General features: G+C 34.7%; 6 protein-coding genes. 4 read left to right on the forward strand and 2 right to left on the reverse strand.

Annotated features, from left to right (window positions below; translation table 11 throughout):
• Positions 1–817 precede the first annotated feature (817 nt).
• Both F6K54_RS29385 and F6K54_RS29390 read right to left on the reverse strand, forming a co-directional pair.
• Positions 818–1,291, reverse strand: coding sequence for a pentapeptide repeat-containing protein (locus F6K54_RS29385; RefSeq protein ID WP_293085699.1), 474 nt, complete (start codon positions 1,289–1,291; stop codon positions 818–820).
• Positions 1,292–2,080: 789 nt separating this feature from the next.
• Positions 2,081–5,044 (reverse strand): efflux RND transporter permease subunit, encoded by a 2,964-nt coding sequence (locus F6K54_RS29390; protein WP_293085702.1) that lies wholly within the window; start codon positions 5,042–5,044, stop codon positions 2,081–2,083.
• Positions 5,045–6,255: 1,211 nt separating this feature from the next.
• On the opposite strand from F6K54_RS29390, the gene F6K54_RS29395 reads away from it, so the two are divergent.
• From F6K54_RS29395 to F6K54_RS29410, 4 genes are all read left to right on the forward strand, one after another.
• The gene (locus F6K54_RS29395; RefSeq protein WP_293085705.1) at positions 6,256–7,584 is read left to right on the forward strand and encodes an ATP-binding protein; all 1,329 of its coding nucleotides are present in this window, start codon (positions 6,256–6,258) and stop codon (positions 7,582–7,584) included.
• Positions 7,577–9,445: a tetratricopeptide repeat protein gene (locus F6K54_RS29400; RefSeq protein WP_293085708.1), complete on the forward strand. Its 1,869-nt coding sequence runs from the start codon at positions 7,577–7,579 to the stop codon at positions 9,443–9,445. Before F6K54_RS29395 ends, F6K54_RS29400 begins: the two co-directional genes overlap by 8 nt.
• Positions 9,446–9,482: 37 nt before the next feature.
• A complete protein-coding gene (locus F6K54_RS29405) occupies positions 9,483–10,133 on the forward strand; it encodes a hypothetical protein (RefSeq protein WP_293085711.1) in 651 nt (216 codons plus the stop codon).
• Positions 10,134–10,766: 633 nt separating this feature from the next.
• A complete protein-coding gene (locus F6K54_RS29410) occupies positions 10,767–11,705 on the forward strand; it encodes a CHAT domain-containing protein (RefSeq protein WP_293085713.1) in 939 nt (312 codons plus the stop codon).
• The last annotated feature ends 266 nt before the right edge of the window (positions 11,706–11,971 follow it).

Raw genomic sequence — 11,971 nt, forward strand, 5'->3', positions numbered from 1 at the left:
AGTAAATCCTTTCAGGCAGGTGCTATGTTAGCGCAGCTCCTCTGTCAAGAGGCAGCAGGAAGCCCCTAACAGCGATGCTAGGGAATCCCGCGCTGTCTCGTGAGAGCAGCGTCGGGAGGATGTCAAGCCGCGATGATTACATTATTATTGCCTACTTTATTAGGTATATCACCTTTTTCCAAACCTCAAAGTTCTAATTTCAAGGAAATAACATGGAAAAACAACTATATTCAACAGGACTTACGCAAAGACGCTATATATATTGCCTTTGCGTAAGTCCTGATGATATCAGATCAAATCTGTTTAATTCGGTATAAAAAATATTCCATCTTCACCCAGAGGGGAAAGAATTCTGAGTTCTCTTCCCTTCTGAATTCTGGATTATGTTTGCGGAGCATGACAAACGGAAATTCTGAATTCTGATTCACTATCTTATTACACCGATGCTACCGGATTTGAGATCAGATATTAGAAAATCTGTCTAAATCCTCTTTCCTCCTGACTCCTGACTCCTGACTCCTGACTTCCCCTCCTGGGAGCAGGGCTGTTTCAAAGTATTGTAGATTAACGATGAGCGGGAGAACGGGAGATGAGGGGATTATGGAACAGCGAAATTTACCAAAATTTGTCGATTTTGAGCGCCAATAAGCGTCCCTTTTGCTCTGACTAAAATGGTGAAAAGTCAACTTTTAATCATAAATTCAAAGCTTCCATCCCCGTGTCTCCGTTTCACCGCGTCCCCGTGTCTATCGAGAATGAAACAGCCCTGCCCTCCACAGTCGGGGGAGGGGCGAGGGGTGGGTTGACTCCTCTTGACTTAATGGCTTCCTGCCCATGTCACCCATTTGCGAGAAACACCTAAATGAGAGCTAGCTACACTTAATTCTGCTTGATTAACATTTGCTTCTGTCAAATCTGCGCCACTCATTTCTACTTCATTCAGGTTTGCTCCAATTAAGTCTGCACCAGTAAGGTTAGTACTACGCAGATCCGCTCGATTCAAATTAGCTCGTGCTAGCTTTGCTCCTGTCAAGTCAGCACCGATGAGATTAACATCACTTAAATTCGCGCTACGCAAGTCTGCATAACTCAGATCGGCACCAGATAAATTTGCTTGACTTAACTCAGCTCCACTTAGTTTTGCCCCACTTAAGTCAATCCCACTTAAATCAGCTTGATTTAGATTAATCATAGTCAGTTTTACCCCACGCAGATTTGCATTACTGAGGCAAATTCCTCGGAAATAACGTTTTCCTATAGAGTAGCGGCTCAGGAATTTTTGAGCATCCATATTTTTCGACTCCGTTTAATAAAATTAGTTTTTTAAAGATGGTTATAGCAGAAGGAAGAAGGCGTCCCCCCTTTGAAAGGGAAGGGGGGACCAAAGTTGGAAAAGTATTACTTTGTCTGAGTTTTAAACTTTTGAACTGTCCGCACCCTTTGCTTCGACTGCTATATATGTTTTTATAGTGGCAGAAATATCAAAAAATGTAGCTAAAACTACACAAAAGTTTAAAATTTTATAAATTTGTATGAAGCTTGAAGTCAGAATTTAGAATTTAGAATTCAGAATTCAGAATTCAGAATTCAGGAGGGAAGAATAGAGAGTTTTATAGCGGTTTTCATTTCAGTAGACCACAGTAGGGACGTTGCATGCAAGGTCCCTACAGGGTTTTGGTTATGATGATGTGGTTCATCAATTTGAAAAGTGGTGTAATACCAAGCGCGATCAATGTTTGCTACATTTTCTTGAGTGGGGGAGTAGGGGAGTAGAGGAGAAGTAAATATCAGCTTGAGCAGGGTAGTAAGGGAGTTAGTAGGGACGTTGCATACAACCTCCGAAAGCGAGAATTATATCAAATCCGGTTGAATACTTATACTTTGGAGAAGGTAAGGCAGCTATGCTGGAGGCAGGAGGCAGAAGGAAAGAAAAGGTTAGAAGGGAAAAGGTTTTTTTATCACTGATTAACCGGATTTGATATTAAACATCAAAATAATTAACAATAACTATTGCTTGGAACTCAAGCTACTAATGTACATAATTTTCCAGGTTCACCCTATTCTCCCTACTCCCTACTCCCTAACCCAATTTCAATTTCCACCAATCTTCTAATAAGGTGTACAAAACAGGAACTACAATTAAACTCAACAAAGTAGAAGTAGTTAACCCTCCAATAATTGCTACAGCTAGGGGTTGTCGTAATTCTGCTCCTGCTCCTAATCCCAAGGCGATCGGCAACATTCCTAAAACTGTCGAACTTGTCGTCATTAAAATTGGTCGCAGTCGCACCAAACCAGTTTGCAAAATAGCTTGTCTGCGGTTTAACCCTGACTGACGCAGTTGATTAATATAATCCATTAACAACAGAGCATTTTTATCTAGTAAACCCAGGAGAAAAATTAGACCGAGTAAGGAAATAACGCCAAAATCACTCTGAGTAAATAATAATCCTAACATTGCCCCCACAATAGACAAAGGTAAACACAAACCTACTACCAAAGGTTCTAAAAATCTACCAAAAAGTAACACTAAGACGGTCAACATACATACAACAGAGAAACCTAAAGTCACAAAAAAACTACCAAAGACTTCCCCTACTCTCAAAGAATCTCCACCTAAGTCCAATTTGACACTAGGAGGTAGAATTGGTTGAGCTATTTCTACTGCTAAATCTATAGCATTCCCTAATCCTAAACCATCAGAAAGATTAGCCGTAATATAGATAACCTGCTTTTGAGCGCGGTGAGTTATTTCCATGGGGTTATCGAAATTATTATACTGAGGCGCAATAGTTAAATCGACAAATCCTGGTATTTTGGCAATTTGAGTTTGAATTTTGTGAGCAGTGTTGTAGAGAATTTCTAGATTATCTCCTAATAGCATTATCTCAAAAGGTTTTCCGGCACCAGTCTCAACAAATGGAATATCCTCAACACTAATACTAATATTTTTTAACTCAGATAAAGCTTTACGAGTTTGTTCTTGTATTTGGGCAGTAGTGAGCGATCGCTCTTTTTTGAGTTTTACATATATTTTACCATGATTTGGTTCGCCCTGGAAACCTGCAATACTAAAGACTGATTCTACTTCTGGGGAGGATAAAACAATTTCCTCGATCTGTTGCGCTACTCTACGAGATTTTCTCAATAATATTCTAGTAGGAGATTTAGTTAAATCACTAATCCACTTAAATGCTCCTTCAGCAAAAATTGAGTTATTGGCAGGTGCTTGAGTTGGTTGGGGAGAGGGAACATTTTCAGTATTTTTCGCAAAATTAGGTAGAGGGTAAGTGTAGGTAATATTAAATTCTCCTCGGTTTAGTTGTGGTACTAAACCTTTAGGAATTAGAGGAATCATTGCCACACCAAGAATGAAACTGAGTAAAGCTATTGCTATGACAATTTTTCTATGATCTAGGGACCAGTTAAGTAATTTTTGGTATCGATCAGATAAAGTTTTCTCCAACTGTTGTGTTTGATTGAATAAACTCTCTAGGTTATAAAAAGAACTTCTGACTTCTGACTTCTGACTTCTGACTTCATCATAATTTCCTTCTGCCTTCTGCCTCCTGCCTTCTGCCTCCTGCCTTCTAATTGGTGTTTGATTTAATAAACCATCTTGTTTCAAATAACTTTTGACTTCATTATTATTTCCATCTAACTCCTGCCTCCTGCCTTCTGCCTCCTGCCTCCTGCCTCCTGCCTTCTGCCTCCTGCCTCCTGCCTCCTGCCTCCTGCCTCCTGCCTCCTGCCTCCTGACTTCATTTAACCACCACACTGCTAATACTGGGGATAATGTACGGGCAACTAATAAAGAAATTAATACTGCTGCAGAAACTGTTAAACCAAAGGGTTGAAAAAATTGACCAAGGGTATCCCCCATAAAAGCGACTGGGAGAAATACTGCAGCAATAGTGCAGGTAGAAGCAACAACGGTTAAACCTATTTCATCAGTACCATTGATGGCGGCTTGTTTGGGAGTTTCTCCTGCTTCGAGATGTCTGGCAATGTTTTCCACATCTACAATAGCATCATCAACAATAATTCCAATTATTATTGCTAAGGCAAGGAGGGTAATAGTTTCTAGTTTAAATCCAAATATTGCCATGACAATACAAGTACCTAATAGAGAAATAGGTATTGCTAAAGCTGTAATTATGGTAGCCGGGAAATTCCGTAAGAATGGAAAAATGACTGCTACTGCTAGAATAATTGCCAATAATAAAGCATCAATAGTAGCTTGGGTTGCTTCCTGAATATAGTCTGCTTGAGTTTCTGCTAAGAGGAGTTTTATTTCTGGCAAGTCAGACTGCATTTTTGCTACGGTTGCTTCTACTTTACTTACGGCTTCTAAGGTATTAGCATCAGCACGTTTTACTACTTGGAAAGCTATGGCATTTTGATTATTGAAACTGACTAAGGTTGGGAAAGTGTTAGGGAGTGATGTGTCAGTGTCTTTTTGTTTTAAGGAAGAGTCACCAAGTAGATTGACTTTTAAAACTTCTGGTAATTCTGAAATAGTAGGGATAATTTGATTTTGAGCAATGGCAGTTAATTCTTTGAGGGTTTTACTATTACTAATAATGGCGTAGCTAATTGCTGCTGACTCGTTTAAGTCAATACTGATTATATCTAAATTAGTTTCTGGAGGGAGAGGTACTTGTTTGAGTGTAGTTTCCACGTCTGCTGTTGCTGATGTTAAATTGCTTTGGGTGGTAAAAGCTATGTTGATGACTGCTTGCCCTGGATATGTTGAGGAGCGCAATTCATACATTCCTTTTTTTTCGAGCATTTTAACAGCTTTTTCGATGGGAGTTGTAATTTGCGTTTCTGTTTCGATAGTATTGTCAAAATTTGCTGTTGCTTGTACTACTACTACTGGAAAACTGACTTCTGGAAATAAACCATATTTGAGACTACTAAAGGCAAAAATACCTGCTATTACTACGCTTAACCAAAAACAAATAGTTAACCATGGTTGAGCGATCGCCCATCTGGAAATATTCCAGCGTTGTCGTAGATTTTTTGCTTTAGATTGTTTCATAGGTGGTATCTTTTAGGTTTTAGGTTGTAGGTTGTAGGTGGTAGGTATGCAGTCCTGGAACCATAATGGTATTAATTGAACTTGGGACAAATTACCTCAACTCCAATTAGAGAATAGAGATGTTTCCTCTGTATAATATCAATTTGATAAATGTTTGTTACAAATGGTAGGGACGTTGCATGGAACGTCCCTACGAAAGAAGGAAGAAGGGGTACATATTGAAAAAAATGGAAAAACAATAGAAATAACTATTTATCACCTAAAACCTACCACCTAATTTATCAACTCTTCAGCACAAATCTCTCCGACTTCTATTAATTCTTCTGGCGTTTCCTCCTTATACTGTTTTGTTCATTAATTTCTGAAATTTTTCTAAGGTATATTGAGATTGAAACTGATTCAAGGTAAAATCACATAGTGTTTCAGCTTGTTCTGTTGATAATCCTTTTGTCAAAGCTTACTAAAATGGTTTATTTATCATACCAAGGTTCTGTTGTCATAATTTTTTCCTCATAAAGTTATTTTTTTAAGGAATATGGTTAATTATTTTTATCCCTCAAGATTATCATCGTAAAGAATTAATCTTCAGATGAATTATCCTCTTGTTATTTGTTCAGTAAAATATCTAATTTTCTATCTGGAGTTGTTATGCTAAAATCTCATTTTTAGAGAGTTACCGAATAATTAATAATTAATAATTAATAATTAATAATTAAATAATTATGGTTTAAAGCCGACCCTTTTAAGGGGAAAAAAGCGGTCGTTTGCGGAGCATTCCGTAGGATGGGATGGCGAGGAAACCTACGACATATCCAATCGACCAAGAGAAGAAATAATATTTCCTTATATTCAATTCCGTAACGGTTTTAACCAGAGGTAATTATCAATTATCCATTATCAATTATCCATTAATGAACATAGACTAATAAATCCTTTTTATCAAAATAACATGGGTCTAAACTCCAGTTTTAAGGCACAATATTTTTGGAGCGAAGCTCAAATCCCCTATTTCCCCTCCTAGTAGACTGACACTGCTAAAACTGTGCATTAGTTTTTAACTTGAAAATTCTTACTTTTGACTTTTGACTTTTGACTTTTGAATTGAATCTAATGCACCATTTAAGGTCTGTCAGTCCACTAGGAGAGGTTAGGGGTGGGTTAACTTCTGACTTCTGACTTCTGACTTCTAACTTCGTTATAGATACTAGCTTATGAATTTAATTAAAAACATATATAATAAATTTAACCCATTTAACCCTTTACCTGCTCACGATCCAGCTTATGTAAACTGTAGTGAAGTGAGGGGAGATGATGATATTTTTAAGGAAGTTGGTAAGACTATTATTTATTCAGATGAGCCTACCTGTCAACTTTACACTGGGCATCGAGGTGTAGGTAAATCAACAGAATTATTACGCCTAGAAGATTATTTACAAAACAATGGTTGTTTTGTGGTTTATTTTCCAGCAACGGAAGGAGATATTGATGAATTAGATGTTCAATATACTGACATTATTTTGGCTTGTACTCGCAATATTTTGGAGAAGCTTCAAGCTTATGCTTCTCCTAATCTTTTATTAGATTGGTTACAGTCTCGATGGCATGAATTAAAAGATTTAGCTTTATCAGATGTGGAGTTTGAAAAGCTAAGTATTGAATCTAAAATTAATGTTTTTAGTAAATTAACTACGAGTTTGAGGCGGGTTCCTAGTAGCCGTGAAACAATTAGAAGACAGGTTGATAATCATAGTGTTTCTTTAATTAAGGCTTTAAATGAATTTATTGAAGAGGCTCAAAAAAAATTGCCTGAAGCAGAATCAAAAATAGTTGTAATTCCCGATAATTTAGATAGGATTATACCTATTGAAAGAGGTAATGAAAGAACAAGCCACGATGAAATTTTTCTGGATTATAGTAATCAGTTAACTGCTTTAAACTGTCATGTTGTTTATACGATTCCTATTTCTTTAGCTTATTCAAGTCAAGCAACTGAACTAAGAAATATTTATGCAAGTCCCCAAGTTTTACCAATGATTATGGTTAAAGATCGTCAAAATGAATCTTATGGGAAAGGATTAGATAAACTAAAGGAAATTATTGAAAAAAGGGTTCATTTGATTGACCCTGTGATTGATATTGATACTCAAATTTTTGACAATTCAGAAACTCGAATAAAGCTTTGTCAGATGACTGGAGGTCATGTCCGAGATCTGATGTTATTAATGCAATCTGCTATGCGTCAAGTTGATGATTTTCCGATAAATATAAAAGCGGTTAATCGTGCTATTAGTGATGCTAGAGATGGTACTTATCGAAATGCAGTTAATTCTGAAGAATGGGATAAGTTAGCTACAGTTTATCGCTCAAAAAATATTCCTAACGATGAAGAATATCGCAGTTTATTATTCCGTCGTTGTGTATTGGAATATCGAGATGTTGATGCAGAAGATAATCCTGTACGTTGGTATGACATTCATCCTTTAATTGAAGGAACATCTGAGTTTCAATCGGCATTAAATAGATTAATTTCTAATGAGTAATAACTTAGTCAGTCGCATAGAAAAATGTAGACCAGATGAACAAGAAATTTATCTGACCCTAAAGCGCGATTTGTCTTGGCGTGATGGTTTTGGTATTCTATTTGTTAAGTGTTCTTTTGTACAGGAAAGTTTGATTATTGGCAAAGTTAAGCAAGATATTCCAGACAAAAAAATTGAGGTTTTAAAATTAGAACATTATATTGATAATTTATATGATTTGATTGAAGAGAAGGTTAAAGATAATCCAATTGATATCTTATTTATTAGTGGTATTGAAAAGTCCTTAGCTTTAGAGGATTATATTAAACGTACCTTAGAAAAACCAAAAATTTATCACGAAAAAGGTTCAGTATCATACTTATTAGGTCATCTAAATTGGCAAAGGGAAAGATTTAGAGATGATTTTAATTGCTGTTTAGTTTTTATAGTCAGGAAATACACTTTAAAATATTTAGTGCGTCGTGCCCCAGATTTTTTTGATTGGCGTTCTGGAGTATTTGAGTTTCCTGTAGATAACGACGAAATTGATTTACTACAATCTTATGTTCCATTTAAGGGTGATCTTGAGCAAGCAAAACAAAGGGACGAAATTGATTTACTACAATCTTATGTTCCATTTAAGGGTGATCTTGAGCAAGCAAAACAAAGGAAAGTATATGAAGATTTTGCATTATTTTATCAAAAAAAAGATATAGATACTCACGAGTCTTTTTTGTTGCTGAGAAAGCTTCTCTTATTAGGCCATGAAAATAATTTTGAGCGTTATCTTGATCAAGAAAAACAAAGGAAAGCACCTGAAAATTCTGCATTAGATCAAAATAAAGACATAGATATAGATCATAAAGAGTATGTTTTGTTGCTGGGAAAACTTCTCTTGTTAGAGTATGAAAATAATGGAGATTTAAAATTTCTCTACTCTGTTATTAAATCTAATATTGATAAATTAGATTACTTTTTTGCCAGATTATTACAAAAGTGGATAATTCATACTTGTTCTGAAGTTAATCCAGAAGAAAAAGAAGCAATTTTAGGAATAGTAGAAAGTCTTTGTCTGGATCTTTCTCAATTCTCTTGGGCAAAATGGTCAAATGTTTTTGAAATAGCAATTACTGGATTAGAAACTATTTTAAATTTTCATCCCTACGAGACTTTTCCGGAACAATGGGCAAATACTCTTAATAATCTTGGTTATGTTTATAGTAATCGTATTTTTGGTGGGAAAGCTGAAAATTTAGAACAGGCGATTATTTATTATCTATATGCATTAAAAGTTAGGAATCGTAAAACTTTTCCTGAAGATTGGGCAACTACGCAAAATAATCTAGCTATTGCTTATACTCAAAGAATAAGAGGAAAAAGAGAAGAAAATCTAGAAACTGCTATTGGTACTTATTTCCTAGCTTTACAAGTACGAACTTATATAGATTTTCCTGTAGATTGGGCAAAAACTCAAAATAATTTAGGCAATGCTTATATATATAGAATATGTGGAGACAAAGAAGAAAATTTAGAGCAAGCTATTAATTGTTTTTATCAATCTCTAAAAATTTATACTCAAGAAAGTTTTCCTGAAGATTGGGCAACTACGCAAAACAATTTAGGTAATGCTTATCGGGAAAGAATAAAAGGAGATAAAGCTGAAAATATTGAGATGGCCATAACTTGTTTTAAAAGTGCTTTAATGGTTTATACGAAACAAGATTTACTTTTTAAAAGGGCAGAAACTCTAAAGAATTTAAGTAATGCTTATATAGAAAGAAGAAAAGGAGATCAAGCTAAAAATATTCAAATGGCGAGGGTTTGTTCAGAAACAGCTTTAGAAATTTTACTAAACAACATGGGCATAAATTCAAAGGGCTGAAACTCAAAATAATTTAGGCAATGCTTATCGAGAAAGAATTAGAGGAAATAAAGCTGAAAATATTGAAATGGCGATCGCTTCTTTACAATTAGCTTTAATGGTTTATACGAAACAAGATTTACCTTTGAAATGGGCAGAAACTCAGAATAATTTAGCTATTGCCTATGGAAAAAAAATAATAGGAGATAAAGCTGAAAATCTTGAGACAGCAATTACAGCTTTTCAAAATTCCTTGCAAATTTTTACTCCTGAAAATCTGCCCATTGAATGTTTAACGGTTAGTCATAATTTAGATGATTTATACTTTCAAAAAGCAGAATGGCAATGGGCTATTGAAACCTACAAAATTGCTATTAAAGCAGTAAAAATTTCTTGTAGTTGGGCAATAACAGAAATACGTCGCCAAGAAATTATCTCTCAAGCTATTACTATTTATTATTGCATCGTTGAATCCTACATTAATTTGGGACAAATAGATAAAGCCATAGAGTATGTAGAACTTAGTAAAAATAGAACTTTAGTTGAACTTATTACTAACCGCGACTTATATCCTAAAGGCAATATTTCATCCACAATTATTCAAAAATTAGACCGACTTAGGAGAGAGATTACTATTGAAGAAAAGCGACTAGCTATTGAACAAAATAATCATAAGTTGAGGGTAATTACTGAAAGAGAGAGGTTATAACCTCAACTAACTGACTATAGTAAACTTAATCAACTTCAACAAGAGTTAGATGGATTAATTTCAGGATAAATTACCGAATAATTAAGGTTTAAAGCCTCTCATTTAAAGGAGAAACAAGAAAAAATTTTCCTTTTCCTTTTAGTCAATCCTCTTCTTTTCAAGAATAAGTAATTAGGGTTTGCTGAATAAAGTCTTTTGGTAGGGTAGGAGTCAGGAGTTAGGAGTTAGGAGAAACGAGGAATTTAGAGGAGGTAGAAGTAAGAATTATCCCTCAATTTTTGTATCCTTAGTTTGCCTTTTATGCTAACTTTTTGAGGATTTTGACTCTTTACCTAGAACTTTCTGGGAATCTAAGAAGGCTCAAGCTTTTACCTGTCAATCCTTTGAGAATTAATCAGCAATCCCTAATTATTAATTATTAATTATTAATTATTAATTGTTGAAATTGCCTACGAAATACCAATTAACAAAAATTTTCTATTTCAAGATAAACACGCTTTTGATAAATTTGTTGCTCCCATAAATAAATATCTAAATCTCTACTACTCCGATCAAAAAAAGTGGCGAAGTGAACTATCATTTTATCTAAGAAATTTTGCTCAAATTCTCCATTTAGATAAAATTATTTCCCATATTCCTCAACAATGCCAAAAAATCATCTTAATTCCCCATCGCTTTTTACACTTATTACCAATTCATGCTTTGATTTTAAATGATGGTAGTTATTTATTAGATAGTTATGAAATAACTTATTCCCCAAGTTGTAAATTATTGCAACTGATTAAAAACCAGCAACGTCCTAACTTTGAAAAATTATTTGCTATTCAAAATCCTACGAATAACTTAAGTTACACTGACTTAGAAGTAGAAACAATTAGTTCATATTTTGATTCTGCTGAAATTTTAGCGAAAGAAAAAGCAACCAAAACTGCCTTCAATAGTTATAATGACTTTTCATCAATTAACTGTCTTCATTTTTCATGCCATGGTTATTTTAATATAAATTCTCCTTTAGAATCATCCCTATTATTAGCTAATAGCTCTCTCCATAAATTAGGATTCAATAACCGTTGTAAAGGAGTTTCAGGTGAATTATCGGAGATGTCTAATACTGAAACTAAAACCGAAAATTTGACCTTAGCTGAAGTCTTTGGGCTTAACTTAAGTCAATGTCGTTTAGTTACTTTATCAGCTTGTGAAACTGGATTAACAGATTTTACCGATCTTAGTGATGAATATATTAGTTTTCCTAGCAGTTTCATTTATGCAGGAAGTTCTAATGTTGTTAGTAATTTGTGGAAAGTTAGTGATTTATCTACTGCTTTTCTAATGATTAAATTTTATCAAAACCTTCGTCAAAATTTTACTGTATCAGTTGCTCTTAATAAAGCTCAAATTTGGTTACGAGATATCACTAAAAAGGAATTACAGGAATGGATTAAAAATAATCAAGTTCCTATTGATGTAACTCTTAGACATGACCTTAAATATCAACTCCGCAAACTATCAGATAACGACCAACCTTTTAAAGACCCTTTTTATTGGGCAGCATTTTCTGCTATTAGTCAGTAAAGTCAATTTCTCATTAACTATATCGTAAGCATTCAGCTATTAGCTGTCAGCTATCAGCTCTGATGAGGGGATTTTAATATATAGACTGTTTCAGCCAGCTTTTATAGTAAAATTTAATTCTTACTCAATTAGTAAGGCTGTAAGCATTCAGCTAGCTCGCTGTCAGCTATCAGCAACAAGACTCTCTCATATAGGACAGTGTTTAAATTAACAACTGACTTTAAGGGTAAGGAAGCCAAATTTTGTAGTAAGACAATTAATAAGGC

This window comes from Okeania sp. SIO3B5 (assembly GCF_010692555.1).
Lineage (GTDB): Bacteria > Cyanobacteriota > Cyanobacteriia > Cyanobacteriales > Microcoleaceae > Okeania.

Bases quoted from the DNA above. Each gene is read 5' to 3' on its own strand.
- F6K54_RS29385 (WP_293085699.1), bottom strand. From the start codon at position 1,291: ATGGATGCTCAAAAATTCCTGAGCCGCTACTCTATAGGAAAACGTTAT.
- F6K54_RS29390 (WP_293085702.1), bottom strand. From the start codon at position 5,044: ATGAAACAATCTAAAGCAAAAAATCTACGACAACGCTGGAATATTTCC.
- F6K54_RS29395 (WP_293085705.1), top strand. From the start codon at position 6,256: ATGAATTTAATTAAAAACATATATAATAAATTTAACCCATTTAACCCT.
- F6K54_RS29400 (WP_293085708.1), top strand. From the start codon at position 7,577: ATGAGTAATAACTTAGTCAGTCGCATAGAAAAATGTAGACCAGATGAA.